At 69.9% G+C, this 18,511-nt stretch carries 9 protein-coding genes and 2 tRNA genes; 3 read left to right on the top strand and 8 right to left on the bottom strand.

Features of this window, described 5'->3' with window-relative positions:
• Positions 1-106: 106 nt before the first annotated feature.
• Complete coding sequence (locus H030_RS0116545) at positions 107-2,854, top strand: hypothetical protein (protein ID WP_155892096.1); 2,748 nt, start codon at positions 107-109, stop codon at positions 2,852-2,854.
• Between the two features lie 4 nt (positions 2,855-2,858).
• Here H030_RS0116545 and H030_RS0116540 read toward each other — a convergent pair whose 3' ends face one another.
• The 6 genes from H030_RS0116540 to H030_RS0116515 form a co-directional block, all read right to left on the bottom strand.
• Positions 2,859-7,064, bottom strand: a complete 4,206-nt coding sequence (locus H030_RS0116540; RefSeq protein ID WP_027006927.1) for a WD40 repeat domain-containing protein — start codon at positions 7,062-7,064, stop codon at positions 2,859-2,861.
• Between the two features lie 41 nt (positions 7,065-7,105).
• Positions 7,106-8,527 (bottom strand): lipase/acyltransferase domain-containing protein, encoded by a 1,422-nt coding sequence (locus tag H030_RS0116535; RefSeq protein WP_027006926.1) that lies wholly within the window; start codon positions 8,525-8,527, stop codon positions 7,106-7,108.
• Positions 8,528-8,536: 9 nt separating this feature from the next.
• The gene (locus H030_RS0116530; protein ID WP_027006925.1) at positions 8,537-12,004 is read right to left on the bottom strand and encodes an MBL fold metallo-hydrolase; all 3,468 of its coding nucleotides are present in this window, start codon (positions 12,002-12,004) and stop codon (positions 8,537-8,539) included.
• Between the two features lie 267 nt (positions 12,005-12,271).
• Positions 12,272-12,345 (bottom strand) — tRNA-Pro (locus H030_RS0116525).
• Positions 12,346-12,362: 17 nt separating this feature from the next.
• Positions 12,363-12,434, bottom strand: a tRNA-Gly gene (locus H030_RS0116520).
• Between the two features lie 20 nt (positions 12,435-12,454).
• Positions 12,455-13,288 carry an SDR family oxidoreductase gene (locus H030_RS0116515; RefSeq protein WP_027006924.1) on the bottom strand — a complete coding sequence of 278 codons (834 nt, stop codon included), beginning with the start codon at positions 13,286-13,288 and terminating at the stop codon, positions 12,455-12,457.
• Positions 13,289-13,358: 70 nt separating this feature from the next.
• On the opposite strand from H030_RS0116515, the gene H030_RS0116510 reads away from it, so the two are divergent.
• Both H030_RS0116510 and H030_RS37295 read left to right on the top strand, forming a co-directional pair.
• Positions 13,359-15,407: an ATP-binding protein gene (locus H030_RS0116510; RefSeq protein ID WP_196809157.1), complete on the top strand. Its 2,049-nt coding sequence runs from the start codon at positions 13,359-13,361 to the stop codon at positions 15,405-15,407.
• Positions 15,408-15,487: 80 nt separating this feature from the next.
• A complete protein-coding gene (locus tag H030_RS37295) occupies positions 15,488-16,678 on the top strand; it encodes a sortase (protein WP_051222913.1) in 1,191 nt (396 codons plus the stop codon).
• Between the two features lie 8 nt (positions 16,679-16,686).
• On the opposite strand, the gene H030_RS0116500 is transcribed toward H030_RS37295, so the two are convergent.
• On the bottom strand, positions 16,687-17,202 hold the full coding sequence (locus H030_RS0116500; protein ID WP_155892095.1) for a hypothetical protein: 516 nt from the start codon (positions 17,200-17,202) through the stop codon (positions 16,687-16,689).
• A 129-nt stretch (positions 17,203-17,331) separates the two neighbouring features.
• Positions 17,332-18,432, bottom strand: coding sequence for a patatin-like phospholipase family protein (locus H030_RS0116495; RefSeq protein WP_081690862.1), 1,101 nt, complete (start codon positions 18,430-18,432; stop codon positions 17,332-17,334).
• Between the last annotated feature and the right edge of the window lie 79 nt (positions 18,433-18,511).

Below are 18,511 nucleotides of genomic sequence, written 5' to 3'. Positions count from 1 at the left end.
GTCGCAAGCGTCGCAGACCGGTAGGGTCGCGCGCATCGCGCATTCCTGCCGATCGCTGAGCATCTCTGACACCGCCAACGCGCGCACCTCGAGGAGCACCGAGCACGTGGACCCCCTGATCGCCTACGCCACCAACCAGGCAACGGACTTCGACATCACCGCGCACGTGCCGACGTTCACCGGGCCCGTCGTCGACGTGGAGGTCATCGTTGAGCCTCTTGCCGTTGCCCGGCAAGGAGAAAGCAGGGAGGGTCTCGGCCAGCGGACGACCGATCGCGCCCGCAAGCTGCTCGAACCGCTACGGGCGCAGATGTCGCAGATCCTCCTCGTGCTCGGCGACCCTGCAGTCGAGGCCAGTGACGATGCCATCGATCCGGACGGCCTGTGGACGGAGACGCTACGTCGCATCCCCGATAGCCAAGACACGCCGATCGTGTGCGCGCCGACCTCCCGCCCGTCGAAGCTGCTGCAGGCGTTCACACGCAACGACGGGCAGGGGTCGATCGTCACCGCGGCCTTCGGCATCACCCATCCGAACGACCCGGCACCCGACGACATGGCGGGTCACGCCTACGCGTACGTCGCGCTCATCGCGCTGGGAGCTCAAAGCGACGTCGACGCGGCTCAAGCGATGGTGCGCAAGCTCGCCATGGAGACGAGCAGCACCGCGCCGCTCTACGTGATCGGTATCGCCACGGACGGGTCCACGGACACCGAGCGCTGGGAGCGGCTGCGTGCGTCGGTCGTCCTGCTGGCTGGTTCCGGCGCTGACGACGGGATCGCGACCGTCAGCCGAACGCCGGTGGACGCCAGGCAGCGGACCATGGGGGTATCGATCGTGCCCTGTCCGCCATTCGACCCGGGTGCCGCCCAGCAAGGCGTCGCGCGCGTGCGCATTGACGTCGTCAAGGGCCAGGCGCAGATCGCGTTCAACCATGACCTCGGATACAACGTGCCGGCGCAGCCCGTCCAGATCGTCCGCTCGCTCGAATCCGCGTCGCGGGTCGACGTCGGGGAGCGTCGCCTGTACAGCCATGTGACCAGCCGCATCGCGGCCGTGCGGGCATTGCCTGAGACGAAGCAGGAGGCAAGGGACGAGCTGGACGCGCTGCTCGCCGCGATCAAGGACACCTGGGACGGCAGCGGCTACGTCCAGCTCTGCACCGAGGATCTGAAGCTCGCCGGCATGCCGGCCGTCAAAGCGATGTCATACATGTTGCTCGTGGTCATCCGACCGCGAGAAGGCGGTGGGTACGAGCTGCTCCTCAGCAACCACTCCCCGCTGCAGGCCTCTCCGCTGGGTGAGTGGAACACCTTGCTACTCCCTGCCTTCCAGTACCCGGCCACCCTGCTCGGCCATTTGCGCGACGACGTCATCCGCCAGGCCACCGAACGCGCCGAGGATCTCGAGCGCGCCGAGCACGCCGTCGGGTTCGAGGACGCCCTCGAGCGGATCCTCGACAGCAGCGAGTTGGACGAGGACGTCTGGGCCGACGAGATCCGCGAGATCGCGAACTTCACCACGCGTAAGTTCTCGCCGACGAGCGGAGTGGTCACGGAGTTCGACTACCACTTCGTCACCTTGCTCCCGCTCGTCGAGCGGTCATCCGACCACGACGATCAGCGAGCGCGGGATGTCAAGAGGCTCATCGCATGGTTCCATGACCTGGACAGCGCGAGCGATGGCGAGACCTCCGCCGGGCCGGCACGAGGGCTCGCCATGACGGCCTTGAGCGACGGCGGAAGCGCCGTCCGCTTCGACCCTACGGCCGAGCTCGTCGCCAACCCCGACAAGGCGGCACGGGCACAGGCGGAGATGGCGCCACCAGGTGCCGTGTGGTTCCCGATCGGCGCGCCCGGGACGGAGGCACCGTGGCGCGGGGTGCCGTCGATCAAGGCGCGCAACGCCGACGTGATGTCCCAGCTCGACAGGGTGCTGGCGTCCGAGCTCGAGTCCGGCGAGCTGCGCCCGGAGCTCATGTTGGGCGGCGCTGTCGAGACCGAGCGCGGGTACGAGATCGTGCGAACGTTCAGCTGGTCCGACGACGCCGAGCCAGACCCGGATGTTCCAGGGCTCTCGACGGTCGATGCCCTGAGCAAGGTCACCTTCGCGAAGATCTCGGATCTCGAAGGCGCCGCTTACCCGGCCGAGCAGTTCCGGCAGGTCTACCTGAGGCGCATGAGCGTGGGCAAGTGGCGACAGGAGCGCGACGCGATCCTCGTGTTCGCCGCCGCGAGGGCAGACGAGATCGGGCTCGAGGACTTGAAGCCCGAGCACGCGCTCGGACGGCTGCGCCCCGTGCAGCGGTACGTCCTGAGCAAAGGGCTGGCCCGCGTCGACGAGCTGTTGCCGGTCTTCGAGCAGTTGGCCGCGGAGGGCAACCCGTGGGGCTTCGCGCGAGTCCGCAAGGGCGGCGTCGGCATCCCGGTCAGCGTCACGCCACCGATCCTCGAGCAGTTGCACGCCGATGACCTCGGCGAGGCGCTCTACGACGGAGACGAAGACCGCACCGTCCGCGAGTTCGTCGTCTGCGACGGCACTCATCGGGTCGTCGAGCGCGTGTGGCGGCGGCGAGCGGTGGTGCCCGCGATCCTGGTCGACAGCCAGCCGAGCGCCCCGTATTACGCGCTGCCCTTTGGCGCCCTCGAATGGGACCTCACGGCGGCGAGGCCCCTGTCCGTCACTCCCCCGCAGTCCGGCAAGTACGTGACGCGCGCGGTGCCCCGGCAGGATGCCGGCGCGAACTGGGACGAGGTCAGGAAGACTCCCGAGTCGGGCCGGTACCGGCGCTACTATCGCGACCTCGAATCCGGGTTCGGCCGCCTCGGAGGCCAAGGCGGCCGGATGGCGTGAGCGCTCAGCGGTGCGGCGCGTTGAGCTCGACCACGAGGACACCCTCGTCGGTGGCGATGGCCACCGCACCGTCCGGCAGGACGTGCAGGTCGTTCACCCCGATGCCGAAGCGTATGACGTCCACCTCGTCGCCGCTTCCCACGTCCCAGATCCGGACGGTCCCGTCGCGGCTGCCGCTGAGGACCAGCGCGCCGCCTTCGATCGGCGCGAGGCTCGTGACGGCCTGACGGTGGCCGGTCAGCTCCCGCGCCTGACCGGTCCCGTCGAGCGGCCAAACATACACAAGCCCCTCGGTGTCGCCCACCACCAGCGCGGCGCCGACACGACATGCGGCAGTCACTCTTGCGACGGCCTTCCGGTCCGCGACCGCCCCGGATGCGCCGGCCTTCAATGGAATCACGATCGCTCCACGACCGGACCCGAAAGCCGCGACGACGTCACCGAGCTGGATGAACGCGGACACCGAGCCTTGCACGTCGTGACGCAGTGAGGTCAGCTCTTCCCGCGCCGCCACGTCCCAGGCGGTCACACGTCCCCGGGTTGTCGCGGTCAGGAGTATCACAGTGCCGTCAATCTCCGCCACGGTCATCGCCGTCACGGGCGCGTCGTGCTTGAGCTCGGTGGACGTCCTCGACGCGAGATCCCAGAGCACGACGTTCTCGTCCTTGACGGCGATGGCCGCACGTCCGTCTGGCAGCTCGCGGATACCGACAACCACGTTGCGACCTGCCACTCTTAATGTTGAGGCATACACCGCAATGCCCGCGGCGTCGTAGAACTGCACCACGCCGTCGGCGGTGCCCACGGCGATCAGGGCTGTACCGTCCGGTGCGGTGACGGAGGCGACGCAGGCCGCGCCCGATCCGGGCCTCACGGCGCCGTCGTCCGTCCTGAGATCGGGTTCCCAGATCTTCACGGTGCCGTCAGCCGACCCGCTGACCACACGAACGATCTCACCGAGGGTGTAGCTGGCGAGCGCCGCGACCGTGTCCTGATGGGCGTCGACGACCGCGCCCGGGTCTGCAGCCTCTCTGCGTGGCACCGTCGGCCTGCTGATCAACTCGGAGGCCCGCACGACGTGCAGGCCTCCGCTCTTCCCACCGGCGACGAACTTCCGCTCGTCACCTTGGACGAAGGTGATCACGCTGGTGCTCGGCTCAGGGATCGGGGCCGTCCTGCGCTCGGACGTGTCGACGTCCCAGACCGCCAGCATCGCCTCATCGCCCACCACGGCGACGTGGAGCTGCTTGTTCTCGTCATAGGCGGCGAGATCGCACACCCACTCGTCGAGCGCGTGACAGCTCGGATCGGCCCCTGCGGGACGAAGCTCCCCGTTTTCCGTCACGAAGTAGCTGCGCACCAGCTCGTCGTCCCCGCCCGCAAGCAGCCGCACGGCCATCCCTGGTGGGCTCATGACGAGGGAACGCAACGCGCGGCCTGGAGGGGCGGTCTTGTGCGTCGTCGAGATGACGCCCGCCGCGTTAAGCGAGGTGACCGTGCCGTCTCTGCTGCCGACGAAGATCCGCAGGTCGGCAGGGTCGCCGCTGGCCTCGTTCTTGGATTCGGCGGTCAGTGCGGTGACGGGCCGGTGAGGCGCCATCGACGTGATGCGGACACCCGTCAACAGGTCCCAGACGGTCACTTCGCTGTCGATCCCGGCGACGAGGAACGGCGCCTGCCCCTCCGCTTCGACGAGCGCAAGCGCTCCATTGGCGACCTTGCCTCCAGCGCCCGACGGCACGATCGGCGGACCCAGCGCCGAGCCGCTCGTCGTGTCCCAGAGTCGGATCGCGCCGTCCTCGAACAGCGCTGCGATCACCGGCCTGGCGTCCTCGCCGACCGGCCGGTTTTCGGCACAGACCAGGGCGATCACGGGCGCGTCGGCACGGATCGCGAGGATGTGCGGCGGCGTCCGGCGCAGCTCGCTCCAGCGCAGCGACCATCCGGTCACGCCCGGCGGTGACTGGGCTGCGCCCCCGGTCGGCCGCAGGCGTGCGGCACCGAGCTGGCGCAGCCCCGACCGGGAGCGTCCCCGACCAGCGACCTCGGCACCCCAGATCGTGGTGTCCAGCGCGCTCTCGGCGATGAGGTTCTGAACCGAGATCGTGGCGACGACGTCACGGGGCAGCGTGCTGAGCCCCGCTCTCTGGGCATCAGAGGTCAGTGCTGCCACATCGAGCGCGTCGATCAGCGCAGGCTCATTCCCAAGGGCAGCCCACGCGGCCGGACCACCGTTCGCCACATGACGCGAGAGCCAACGGACGACATAAGGGCTCGGGGGTTCGGTGCCGTCGCCGGCCTGGGCGATCAGGGCGCGCGCGACGACGTCGTGCTTCGCCGCATCGTCGCCCCCCAGCAGGTCGCTGAACAGCTTGTGGGCGAAGCGGTAGACGGTCTGCCCGTCCTCGAGATCGGAGACGATGTAGGCACGGGCGTCCCTGAAGAGCTCCGCGATGTCCGACCTTGTGACCGGGGCGGACGTGTCCTCACTCAACGCTGCGGCCGTAGCCGCGAGCACATCACCCGCGACGGGCATCCCGCGTCCCTGAGCCAGCGCCAGCGCTTGGAGGATCGCGCGATTGGACGCCGACTTCGCGGCGAGACGCGCGACGAGTTGGTCGAAGATCGCGCGCAGGTCCTTGCGCAACAGACGGTCGAGATCCTCCTCACGGCCGCTTTCGAGAAGCTCCGTGTCGGCGGCGAGCTCGCGGAGCACGAGGCTGGCGAGCAGGAAGTCCGCCCTCTGCTCATCGGCGAGGATCCTCACGATGTGGACGCGCTTAGCGCGCCGGTATGGCGCGTCGAATCGCCCGTAGCGCTTCGCATCGAGCTCGCTGATCACGAACTCCGTCAGGTCCTCGTGGCGGTACCCGAGATCGATGACCTCGGCCTCGATCCTGTCGGTGAGGACTTCGAGGATGTCTTGGTGGGGCGAGGCCTCCGCGCCGGCGACGTCCTTGGTCGACGGGCGCGTCCCGACCAGGACCCGCGCCCCCGCGTCGGCGATCACCCGAAGCAAGCGCGCGACGCCCAGCGGCTGGCGCGCCTCGTCGACGCCATCGGCGATCAAGAGCGCCCCCGTCGCGGCGGCGGCCTCACGCAGCGCCTGCATCTGCTCCGTCGGAGACGCTGTCGTGTGACAACACCAATCGAGCGCGTCTCCGATCAGGCGCATCGCCGACATCGTGGTATGCCCGGAGAGCCGGATCACCGCACGGAACGCGTCGGCCGGCGGCGCCTCGTCGGGCTCGAGCTCCATCAGGACCCCTTGCCTCTCCAGCTTTTCGCGAAGCCCCGGCCACGACCGGACGAACGTCGCGCCCAGCAGTGCCGACTTGCCGGCACCGGGCGGCCCAGACACGATGAGCAAGGGCTCGGTTGACGCCGCCCACTCGACGATGCGCCTGTGCTCCGGTTTGCGTCCGACGAACTGCCAGGTCGTCTCGTCCAGATCGATGCGCTGCACCAATGCCTCGCGCTCGTCCTGGGAAAGCGCCGACAACGCCGACTCGAATCCGGCCTGCAGATCCAAAGAGACCGCGAACCGTAGACGCGCTCTGCTTTCGAGCCTCGCCGAGGGCAGCAGCTCCACGTCGTGGACGGACAGATGCTGGCGCACCGACTCGTCACGGAGCGACGCCTTCAGGTTGATCAGGCTGATCTCCAAGTTGCGCCGGAAGTCGGCCTCTTCCAGCACCAGAGTCAACGCGCGGGTGATCTCGCCCAATCTCGTCGCGCCAGGTTCCGCCGCACCGATCAGCAGCACGTTCCTGACGTTTGCCGTGACGAGCCTCGTGCACAGCTCGATGGCCACGTCATGACCGCAGCACGCGTCGACGATGACGATGCACCATGGAGGGTCCTGGCTCCGAGCCTGGCGGTCCTGGATGAACGACGCCAGGTGTTCGGCCGCCAGCCCGCTTCCGGGGACATCGTCCCTGCTCTCGTAGCAGGCAAGTGCGTAGCCCCGCCCTGACCTGAAGCCGTGGCCCGCCCAGTAGAGGATCGTGGGGGCGTTCGGGGCGACGCTCGTCTTCCAGAGCACCAGCCGGCGTTGCGCCATGCTCAGAGTGCGTTCCTTCATCGAAAGGTCCCACTCGACGAAGTCCGCGCCGAAGGGCTCTAGGAGCTTCAGCAGTTTCTCGACCTGCTCGTCCACCTCGAGCCTCTGCTCGCCGAAGTCTTGGTGCTCGAACTCGCCGAAGGCCATCGGGACGAACGTCAGTGCGGCGGGGTCCAGAGGCGATCCGTTCATTCCTCGTCCCCCGGTTCGACGCAGAGCACCAGCTGCGAGGTCGGTGACCATCCGCCGTGGGCGACCTCGACGCGGTACATCCCCGGACGCCGGAGCGCGAGGGACCCCACGAGCTCGTTGCCCGCACGCACGAAGTGCACGTCATGCACTTCCCTTCCGGTCTCAGCGTCAGTCACACCGGCCGTGACCGCGGACGGCCCGGAAGCACCAGTGAGCGTGATCCTCCACACCGCGTTGGGGGCCACGACGTCCGGCACCGACAACCCGATCTCCCCACCGCCCTGGACCTTGCCGAGCGGCCGCCGCTGGACTGCCGCAGCGACAGATATGACGGCTTCCGGGGATTTTGCGAGCGCGCCGTGTTGCTGCGGCAGCGGGAACGGGACCCCGGGATGGCCGTGCGTCGCCCAGTCGCCACCCACCGTGCCGTCCCCGCTGACCTTCCGTGGAATGAGCGCATCCCTGGAATCCAGGGCGGGCTCGTCTCCTGCCCACTCGAAGTGATGGGGTGATGCGATCACGGCCCCGTTCTCCAACCGCATGCTCTGCAACGTCGTCTGATGGGTTCCGTAGATCATGTGGTGAGACAGCTCGTTCTCCTGAATCGCGCGAGCGAAGTCGATCGCCTCTTGCGCGAGCGTGCGATCGCCGCCGAGCGCCGCGATGTCGTCTGCCGTGAGTCGCAGCAGATCCTCGCCGCTTCGGAGGCAGCGGTACGTCGGCAGCAGGTCGTGGACGCCGGGGAACGTCGCAGCGACCCGCTGGATCCGCCGGCGATGGCCGAGCCGAACGCCATGACCGCTGTTCAGCAGGACCGCGGCCTTCACCGCCCCGAGGAACGGCGTCCCGAGCGTGATCACCGACCGCAGCCTCTCCGTGACGGCCGGGACCCCATCCCGGCCCTCCACCGTCGGCAACGCGCGCGCCAGCAGTCCACCCATGGAGTGAGCGACGATGACGAGCCGCGGGCTCTGCGCCGTCGGTGCGCCGGTCACCGCGGGGTGGCGGCGCCAAGTTTCGAGGTGAGCTGCCGCGGTGCGTGCCAGCTCAGCAGCGTTGTACCGGACCGAAAGCCGCCAGTCGTAAGGGAACTCGACCACGGCCGCCCGGTTGGCCATGACCTTCCGGAGCCCCTCGACGAGATCCGTGTACGGCTCGAGGCCCTGGAGGATCGGTGCCGCAGCCGGCGCCTGGAGCAATCCATCGGCGACGACTCGTCCGGTGACGCCAGCGAGCTCGTCGGCGGTGACCGCGAGCTTGCTTGCCAGCCTGTTGGATCGCCAGATCCTGGAGTACTTCACCGCGCTGGCGAAGCCCCAGAGCTCCTCACCGGTCTCGGTAAGACGGAGCGAGCTGCCTAAGATCCCCGGAACGAAGACGACGGCGTCATAGCTGACATCAGGTCGGGCTTGGGTCATGAGCGTCTCTCAGCGTCCGAACATGTCGTAACGCTCAAGCCGCTCTAGGAACATGGGGGACTGCTGCGCCCCTGGATCGTGATCCGAGCAGTTGTAGAAAATCCCTTCGTTCTCGCCCTTGATGCAGACCTCCGACATCTCACGGGGGTGGTGATACCGCTCGTCGTAGGCGAGGTCGTTGTCGAGATCGCACGTGTCGCACCGGAGCTTGACGCGCGCGCTGCCATCCGCGGCGCGAGGCCCGACGATGAGGTCGAGCCCGATGTCGGCGGTCAGTGCCGTCCACGAGCCGCCGTTGCGCAACGACTTCGTAACCCAGTGAGCGACTTTCCCGCGCAGTGAACCAAGTTCCTCGCTCAGCTCACCCACGAGGAACAGGCGCCCTTCCCGCCCGGCTTCCCGATGCGCGCGCGCCACGTCGATCAGCCCACGGAGGTACAGGTGTGCAGGCATCTTGCTTCCGCTCTCCAGTCGTGCCCCGCCAACGAGATCGATCGCCGCGGCACCGTTGCCCAACCAGTACGCGTAGCTCAGCCGCGACGCCAGATCGGGCTCGTAATGGTCTGGCTCGGTCTCGGCGCTTTTAAACACGTTCAGCAACCAGGTGCGATCCTCTGCTTCCGAGGTCTTCAGATGGCCTCGCGTGCCGAGGCCGGCGGCCGTCCGCAACTCCGACACGGGCAACGAGCTGAGATGGGCGATGAGGACGTCACAGCTCGTCAAAGGCTCCAGCAGTGGTCCGCAGTCCGCCTCCGAGCGCGGCATGTCGCTCGTGAACCCGATCGACGGACCATCGAGACCGCCGACCTGGAGCGCGAACCCGAAGGACGCCTGCAGCGAGTTGTCCTGGTGGCCGCCTTCGCGCATCACCTCGCTCGACACCGGCGTGATCCTTACCTCCATGTCACCGAGCTGCCTCTTGAGCCAAGCGTTGAGGGCGTCGATCGACTCCGGCAACTTCTCGGCCGGCGAGTCGCCACCTTCCACAGTCGCCGAATCGCACCTTTCCGCGTTTCGCGCCGGTCCTTGGGGCGCGAACTCATACAACTTCAGCTGCTTGTACTGCGCCGTCTCACGGAGTCGCGCGAGCACTCCACGGTTGCCCAGCAGCGGAAGCTCACCGTCGCGCAACGCCGGGTCAGCCTCTTTGCCCTTGATCTGGCGCCGCTCGTAGAGCAGCGACAGCAGCGGCTCAAGGGCGGCCATGTGATCAACGTGGTCGTGCGTCACGATGATCATCTGCACGTCGGCGACGGAGAAGCCGGTCCGGTACAGCGTCTCGACGAAGTCCGTCCCCGGATCAATCACGATCCCGAGCGGCGCAGCCCTCGGCGTCGAGCGAATGCGCACGAAGTAGCCGCCTGATAACGACCGGAACGCCGCGGGTCGCGGTAGCAGGGCGAACGCTGAGCTGAAACGCCGCATGCTGACCAGCTCGATGGCAGGACCATCCGCCGGGGAGGCCCCGGCAAACGGCTTGTGATCACCGGTGAGCCGTTCGTGAACCTGGGCGCGACGGACGTTGATGCTGTCGGTGTGGATGAACACCCCGGCGAGCAGCCGGCGGGCGATCTCTTGCGTCTGTGCCTCATGGACGTCGATGATCGTCCCCCGCCTCCCGATCGGCTCCTTCACGGCCTCGGTGGTCGCAAGCAGCTCGCGAAGCAGCACGTACTCGGTCGCGCGGGAGACTCGCGCGAAGTCGTCCTCACCACCCTGCCACTGGTGTTGGATCCCGATCTCGTCCATGTCGATGACGCTCTCCTCGAGCTCTTCCCAGCTGCGCTGGCCGTTTTCGAGCAGGCGGTACGCGAGCTTGAGGATGTCGGTACGCAACATGGTGCTCGCGCTGTCGCACTGGAGAGCCTTCTTCAGGAACTTGAGCGTCGGCACCTCGATTCGGCCGTTCGCATCCGGTTCCCAGGAGTCCTCGGGTTCGATCCGCAAGACGTACAACAAATGACCGAGCCGAGTGAGCACGTCGGCCGCCAGCGCCTCCAGCCGCCGGTTGATCATGATGCCGTCAAGCTGCGCTGCGATTGGGCGGATGAAGCGGTTGAGATCGTCCTTGTAGATGACCGGCTCATGGTCAACCGCCGCCAGCCAGCTCACGGCTTCGTCGATCGGCTCCGAGTTCACTTCGGTCCCCGCGTCGCCGGCCTGGATCTCCAAGACCCACTTCCAGGCGCGCAGGTACCACGCCAGGCTCTGCTTGTGGCGCCCCATCTCGTAATGCGCCTTACCGTTGCTCAGTAGAAGCTCGATACGCCAGCGTGCGCTCGTGAGGGCTTCGTCGGGCAATGCGCGGCTATCGGTTCCCGCGGTGCGCAGCCGTTCCAAGCGCGCGTCCGCGCGCGTCAGATGGGTCAGTGCGGTCGTGTGTGCCTGCTTCGCGCGATAAAGCTCCCCGATGTGGTGGTCGGCCATCGCGTCGAGGGCCGCGAGGAAGTCGGTCGCGCCCACCACGACCGAGGGCGCTGCGCGCAGGCGGCGCTCGGTGTGCCGGATCTGCTGCTGGAGCTTGTAATAGTCCTTGTACGCCTCCTCTGCTTCGCCCCGGAGCGCGTGGCAGTACGCACGACGGTGCAGCGCGAGCAGCGGCACCTGCGTGGCGAGCCAGAGGGAGACCGTCGGCACCATCTGGTGCCAGCACATGGGCGCGTTGGCCTGCACCCACTGTCGCTCTTCCTCCCGCGCCGCGAACAGCCACGGGCACGTCCGGGAGATCGAGTACACGAACGTGAGCAACGCCTCGGCACGGTCGAGCTGGTCCCTCACGTTCGCCCGGTCGCGTTCGAGCTGATGGCCGAGATCACCTGCCTGCGCCCACTCGACTCCGTGTGTCAGCAGATGACCCTCCACCAGCGCCGACACGACGTAGCCGATGAGAGCCGGGTCGCTGCTGAGGTCGGCCTTCACGATCCGCCCCGCCGGGTCGTCCGGCACGATGCGCGGCTCGATCTGCTCGGCCACCGAGAGCCGGCGACGGTAGCGCTCGAGCTTCCCCGGACGAGGTCGCTCGGCCGGCGCCAGCGGCCCACCATCGACCGGGGCGCTTCCGTCGCGCGACATCAGCAGCCATCTGGCGAGCATGACGTCGCCTTCGCCGGCGAGGGCGTCGACTGCAGCGTGGTAGTACCCCGCGACCCAGTCCTCAGAAGGCGCGACCGCCGCGGCATTGCCGCTGCCCCTTGGGTCGAACAGGCCCCCGTTCGACCAAGGGAAAAAGAGCGGCGCCGGATGTCGCCGCTCGGCCGACGCAGCGTGCACTTCCTGATGAAGCTTTCGGTTGTAGGCGGCCATCAGCTTGGACAGCCCATCGAGCCAGCCCAACTCCGGGGCAGAGCCACCGTTGTCCGACGAACGGAGGCTTCGCCCGAGATCGGTCAGCGCTTCGTTGGCGACTGGATAAGCGCCAAGCGAGTGCCCGAGCTCAGCGTCCAGGAACTGCCGCAGGAAATCCTGTTCTACGCTCATCCTTGCCTATTGCTCAGCCTTACTTGACAAGACCGGGCCACCCTAATCCTTTTAGGGGTCAATCGGCAAGCGCGAGCGTGCGCGGGATGATCGCGACTCGGTGGACGGCGTTGGGCGTATGGGCGCAAGAAGCGGTCGTCACTGCTCGCGGCGCGACAAGCAGACGATCCCGAATCGCTCCGATCGAAAGTCGTGCTCGCTGTTGTGAGGGTTCTACTAGCGCCTTCGAAAACGCGAAAGGCCCGCGAATGCGGGCCTTTCGTGTAGTCGGGGAGACAGGATTTGAACCTGCGACCGCCCGGCCCCCAGCCGGGTGCGCTACCAGACTGCGCCACTCCCCGTGGCTATGTGAGGTGAAAGCGGGCGACGGGACTCGAACCCGCTCCTAGAGCTTGGAAGGCTCCCGTGCAGCCGTTGACACCTCGCCCGCGGGCTAGCTCCGCAGTCTACTCAGGTTGGGCGACGGGCCTCGGTGGGGACCGAGCCGGCGTCGGTGATCGCGGCGGGTGGCCAGGCGCCCCACCAGTTGTCGGCGGCTCCGTCGAGGGTGACGGTCGTGCCGCTCAACGTCCGGCCGAGAGGAGATGCCAGCATCCCGACGAGCCAGGCGAACTCCTGCATGGTGCCGAGGCGTTGGAGGGGCACGCTCCGCGCCGCCCCGCGCCACACCACCTCGGGGTACTTGCGCAAGGACTCCGTGTCGAAGCGGCCGATTGCCGCCGCGATGACGGAGATCCCGTCGGGACCCCACGAAGCTGCGAGCTCCGACGTCAGCGCCTCGACCGCCGCGCGCGCCGCGCCCGTGTGCGCCATCGCCGGCATCCCGTGGTGGGGGCTCACGGTCACGTTCACCACAGCGCCCCCGCCCCCGCCCGCCAGCGCGTCGCGCGCGGCCCCGCACATCGTCATCGTCCCCTCGACGTTCAGCCGCATCACCGCGCGCCAGCCCTTCGCGGCGATCGACTCGGCCGGCACGAAGTACTGCCCGCCGGCGTTGTTGACGAGCAGGTCCAGCCGGCCGTGGCGCTCAATCGCCGCCTCCACGATCCGGGCGGCGTCGGCCGGCTCCCGGATGTCCCCGCTCACCCAGGAGACGCGGTCAGACGCCAACACCGAGCAGGCATCCGCCAGCACCTCCTCGCGCCGCCCCGCGATCACCACGTCGGCCCCGCACGCCAGCAGCTCCCCGGCGGCCTGCCGCCCGAGGTTCGTCCCGCCACCCGTCACGATCGCTGTCTGGCCGGCCAGCAAGCCGGCGCGGAACACCTCGGAAACCCCACCCATACGGCCGGGAAGTCTATGGATGGCGCCCAAAGAAGTGGACAGGCATGACACGCTTAACCGCGAACCCTCTGTGTCCAGCACCCTCGCCGAACGACTTGCCGCCCGGGACGAGCAGCGCTTCGTGGGCCGTGAGCCCGAGCTCGCCTTCTTCGACTCGCTGTTCGCCGACGACCCGCCGGCCCAGGTGGTCCTGGTCCACGGTCCCGGCGGCATCGGCAAGTCGACCCTGCTCCGGGAGGTCGCCCGCCGCGCCTCGCGCAAGGGCTGGACCCCGCGCCTGATCGAGGGCCGCGACCTCGCGCCCGTCCCGGGCGAGATCGAGTCGGCGCTCGGCGACGTCACGCAGTCCGACCACCCGCTGATCCTCTTCGACACCTACGAGCGCATGACCGCCGCCTCCGGGTGGCTCCGCGCACGGCTCCTCCCGAGCCTCCCCGCGCACTCGATCGTCGTCCTCTCCGGACGCGCCGCGCCCGAGCCCGGCTGGTTCGAGAACGGCTGGGAGCGGCTGAGCGTCGAGCTGAAGCTCGACCCCATGCCCGCCGACGCGGCACTGTCGCTCGTCCAGGCCCACGGCCTCGCCGACGGCGCGCTGGCCCAGCAGCTGATCGCCTGGGCCGACGGCTCGCCGCTGGCGCTCGCGCTCGCCGCCGACGCCGCCCACCGCGACGGCGGTGCCTGGGCCCCGGAGCGCGTCCACCAGCACCCCAACCTCGTCCAGGCGATCCTGCACCGCGTCGCCCGGACCGAGCTGGACGGCGGCAACCTCGACGTCGTCGCCGTCGCCGCGATCGCGCGCGCGTGCAGCGCCGACATGCTCCGGGACGTCCTCCCCGACGTCGACCCGGAAGCCGCCTACGCCTGGCTGCAAGAACGAACGTTCTCTGAACCGGTCTCCGGCGGCGTCGCGCTGCACGAGATCGTCCGCCAGGCGATGCGCTCCGACCTCCGCGCCCGCGACGCCACGCGCGACCAGGAGCTGCGCCGCCGCGTCGCCGACCACCTCTTCGTCCGCGGCCTGACCGCGGGCACGCGCACGATCGTCGACATGGCCGAGCTGCTCGACAACCCGGCCGTCCGCTGGGGCTTCGGCGCCGACGGCTCGACCACCCACCGCGCGGACCTCTACCGCCCCGACGACGCGCCGGTCGCGCGCGAGCGCTTCATGGACATGCCCGGCGGCGAGGACTGGTGGGACGTCTCGAAGGCGATCCTGGAGCAGGCGCCGGAGCGCGTCGTCACGGTCCGCGACGCGCGCGACGCCCTGTGCGGCATGGCGATCGCCGTCACACCCGACAACGCGCCGCCGGTCTGCGAGCAAGATGTCGTCCTTGGTCCGTGGCTGACGCACGCGCGCGCGACGTTCCCCGGCGAGGAGGTCCTGATCTGGCGCGACTCGCTGGACTTCGTCCAGCACGGGGACCTCGCGTCGCCGATCCTGTCCATCTTGAACACGGCGGCGATCCTGCGGTCCGGGCTCAAGAACCCGCGGTGGTCGTACATCCCGATCGATCCGGCGAACGAAGCGGCGGTCGCGTTCGCGCAGGCGGTCAACACCCAGCACATCTCGGAGCTGGACCTCGTGCTCGGCGGGAAGATCACGCAATGCCATGTGATCGACCACGCGACGGACGGGATCCTCGGCTCGATGCGCGCCGCGGTCTACGGCGAGCTGGGGCTGGAGCCCGGGCCGATCCGGATCGGCGCCGACGTGGTCCCGCTCGCCGAGGTCGAGGTCGACGACGACGACGCGACCGCGTTCGGGATCGTCGCGGCCGCCGAGGCGCGCGAGCCGGTCACGCTCGAGGCGGTCCGCGACGCGCTGCGCACGATGCACCAGCCGCTGGAGCTCGCCGCCTCGCCGCTCGCGAGCGGCACGACGACCGAGGAGCGCGCGGCGTCGGTCCGCGCCGAGGTCGAGGACGCGGTCGCCAACGCCTTCGGCGACTCGCCCGACGAGCAGCTGCTGCGCAGGATCGTCCAGCGTGGCTACCTCGACCCCTCCGGCAGCCACGAGCTGGCGGCCGACGAGCTGCACGTCTCGCGCGCGACGTACTTCCGCCGCCTGCGCACCGCGTCGCAGCGCGTGGCCGAGTACCTGATCGCCAAGCACGCGTAGCTGCACCTCTTTCCGGCGACCGTTCGGGCCCGTACACTCGCTCCCACGGTTGCGGCCAGGAGGGCCGGACCAGGGATCTGATGACGTTGGACGTCGCACAGGCGCAGTACGCGGGCGGAGGACCGGGCCATGCGCTCGTCCGCCTGCTGGGCCGTGCCCGCGCCGGCGCGCCCGCGACCGCCCCACCGACGCTGCTGGCCGCCGACGGCGGCCGCTGGGTCCGGCTCGCGGCGGTGCCCGGAACGCCGGTCGTGCGCGGCGACGGCGCCGCGTTCGGCGTCGACTTCGAGGTGCCACTGCACCTGGCGGTCGGCGACGGCCAGTGGTTCCTGGAGCCGGGCGCGACGGTCGGTCCGGACCCGCGCGTCGCGAGCCTCGCCGCCCGGATCGCCGCGCTCGGCGACGAGATCGCCGCGCTGCGCGCCCGCGTCGACGCGGGCGAAGCCGCGGCCTCCGTGCCGCCGCTCGCGCCGGTCCCGGATCCGGAAGGCGACGCGGCGCTCGCCGCGGAGCCGGACGCGCCCAGCGCGCGGGCCACCCCCGTCCCCCGCGCCGCGCGGCTCCGCGCGTTGCGGCCCGGCCTGCCCGCCGTCCTGATGGCCGCCGGCGCGCTCGCCGTCGGCGACGCCGTCGCCACGGTCGTCTGGCAGGAGCCGGTCTCCGCCCTCTGGGCCAGCCACGAGCAGGCCGCGCTCAACGGCGACCTCGACAAGCTCGACGCGACCTACGCCACACCCCAAGCCGCCGACGCGGCCGGCGCCAACGCCGAGACCGTCACCTCACCCGCCCAGCGTATGCGCGCGCTCGCGGCGCGGCTCGAGGGCACGACCCGCGCCGGCAAGCCGCTCGGCAAGCTCACGATCAAGCGCATCCACGCGACGTACGTGATGGTCCAGGGCACGCGCGCCAGCAGCCTCGCCAAGGGTCCCGGCCACTACTCCGGGACGGCCCTGCCCGGCCAGCCCGGGACGACCGGCATCGCCGGCCACCGCACCACCTACGGCGCGCCGTTCCGCCACATCGACGCCCTGCGCCGCGGCGACGCGATCACCGTCACGATGCCCTATGGCCGCTTCGTCTACCGCGTCGAGGGCCTGAAGATCGTCAAGCCGTCGGACGCCGCCGTCCTGCAGTCGGCCACCACGACGACGCCCCGCCTGGTCCTGACCGCGTGCCACCCGCTCTACAGCGCGGCGCAGCGGATCGTCGCGGTCGCGCGCCTCGTCAGCGCCACGCCGCGCGGCGCGGCCGCCCCCGGAACGACCGCGTAGTCCTACAACTACAACTCGCCCGACGCGCGCCGCCGCCGGCGCTCGTGCAGCGCCACGCCGGTCAGCATCAGCGCGGCCCCGAAGGCGCCGATCAGGATCGGCTCGCCGCCCGTGAACGCCAGCTTCGTCGGCGCCCTGCCGGTCGCCTTCGACGGCTGCGTGCCGCCGCCGCTGGGGATCGTCACGTCCCTCCTGCCGTGCGCGGTCGCGCCCTTGGTCCCGCCGGTCGTGGTGGTGCCCTCGGTGGTGCTCGTCGGCGACGTCGTCTCGGTCGTCGACGTCGACGTCGTGGTCGTGGTGGTCGTCGTCGGCGTCGTGGTCGTGTAGCCCGACAGCGGCGCGGTCGACGTCGTGGTGGACGTCGACGGGGTCGTGCCCGTGTAGTCGCCGACCGGCACCGTCGCGTCCGGATCGGTCGACGTGCCCTGGCCGAAGGCGACGACCGCCAGGCTGAGACCGCCGAGGACCGACGTCGTCAGGACCAGCAGAGCCACGACCATGTGGCGGGACAGCAGGCGCTTCATCAGCAGCACACCAATCGAATCCGTTCGAGGACGCGCGACCCCTCCTCCAGGCACCGCGCAGGTACGTGGAACGGTATTCCCTCAGCGACGCGCTGGCAACCGGAGCGTCGCCACGCCCTCGACGTTCGTTCAGGCCGCCTGCAACGACCGCTTCGCCGCCGCAGCCCTAGCCGCAGTCGCGGCCGCCGCGCGCCGCCGGCGCTTCCTGTTGCGCGCCGGCATCAGCTGGTCGCCGCCGCGCAGGTCGCGCAGCGCGAGCGCCGTGGTCCTCCGCGCACGCTCCATCACCTCGACGCGCCGCCCGCGCGCCATCAGGTTCAGCCCCATCCCCGCGACGTCCTCGCGCGTCGGCTGGAGCAGCAGCAGCTCGGTGCCTTCCGCGCGCAGCCTGCGCGCCTCGTGGCCCAGCCGCCGCCCGCTCATCGCGCGCATCACGCCGCCGACGCGCTCGGCGGGCGTCCCGCCCATCGCCTCGGCCAGCGACGACGTCGGGTTCAGGCAGATCACGAGGTCCAGGCCGCGGCCTGCGAGCAGGTCCAGGTTCGACAGCGAGCAGACCCCGCCGTCCACGTAGCGCCGCCCGCCGATGCAGACCGGGTGGTAGAAGCCTGGGATCGCGCACGACGCGGCGACCGCCTCGCCGACCGTGGCGCGCGCGGGCGCGTCCTCACGGCCGAAGACCGTCCGCGAGCCGTCGCGGTAGTCGGCGGAGACCGCCCAGAAGCCCGGATGGTCCGGCCAGTCGCCGTCCACGAAGGTCGTCACGAGGTCGCTGATCGGCTGCGTCGAGACGAACCCGCGCGGCAGCCAACCCGCAAGCATCGCCGAGGCCGGATGCGACCGCGGGTGGCGCAGCGTGCTCAGCGCCATCCGCCAGGAGCCGGGCCCAATCGGCGGCAGCGCGAGCTTCAGCTTCAGCTGGTCGCCCGACAGCCGCTCGGCGACCTCGTCGAGCTTCTCGCGCCCGCCCATCCTCGCCGCCATCGCAGCGACGCGGCCGTCGACGTCCTCGACCTCGTCGAGCGTGCGCCCCGACGAGTAGGCCGCCAGGTACTCCGGCGCGATCCCGCCGGCGACCAGGGCGCCGACCACCGATCCGGCCGACGTGCCCACGATCTGCTCGGCCGACGTGGGATCCCATCCGGTCTCGGCCGCCAGCGCCTCCAGCGCGCCGATGAGCCACGCCGCGCCGACCACGCCACCCGCACCGAGTACCAGTCCAACCCTCATGTTGGTGGTCTTTCCCCGGCGAAACGCCTGGAGAAACCGCGGTTCCCGGACAGCTTCAGGGAACTGGCGCGTTCCCGGG

This window comes from Conexibacter woesei Iso977N (genome assembly GCF_000424625.1).
GTDB classification, from domain to species: Bacteria; Actinomycetota; Thermoleophilia; order Solirubrobacterales; family Solirubrobacteraceae; genus Baekduia; species Baekduia woesei_A.
Note: the sequence above shows the minus strand (reverse complement) of the source record. Positions and strands in the feature narration are given on the sequence as shown.

Coding starts and splice junctions, on each gene's coding strand:
- H030_RS0116540 (WP_027006927.1), bottom strand. CDS start 7,064: ATGGCCTTCGGCGAGTTCGAGCACCAAGACTTCGGCGAGCAGAGGCTC.
- H030_RS0116535 (WP_027006926.1), bottom strand. CDS start 8,527: ATGACCCAAGCCCGACCTGATGTCAGCTATGACGCCGTCGTCTTCGTT.
- H030_RS0116530 (WP_027006925.1), bottom strand. CDS start 12,004: ATGAGCGTAGAACAGGATTTCCTGCGGCAGTTCCTGGACGCTGAGCTC.
- H030_RS0116515 (WP_027006924.1), bottom strand. CDS start 13,288: ATGGGTGGGGTTTCCGAGGTGTTCCGCGCCGGCTTGCTGGCCGGCCAG.
- H030_RS37295 (WP_051222913.1), top strand. CDS start 15,488: ATGACGTTGGACGTCGCACAGGCGCAGTACGCGGGCGGAGGACCGGGC.
- H030_RS0116500 (WP_155892095.1), bottom strand. CDS start 17,202: ATGAAGCGCCTGCTGTCCCGCCACATGGTCGTGGCTCTGCTGGTCCTG.
- H030_RS0116495 (WP_081690862.1), bottom strand. CDS start 18,432: ATGAGGGTTGGACTGGTACTCGGTGCGGGTGGCGTGGTCGGCGCGGCG.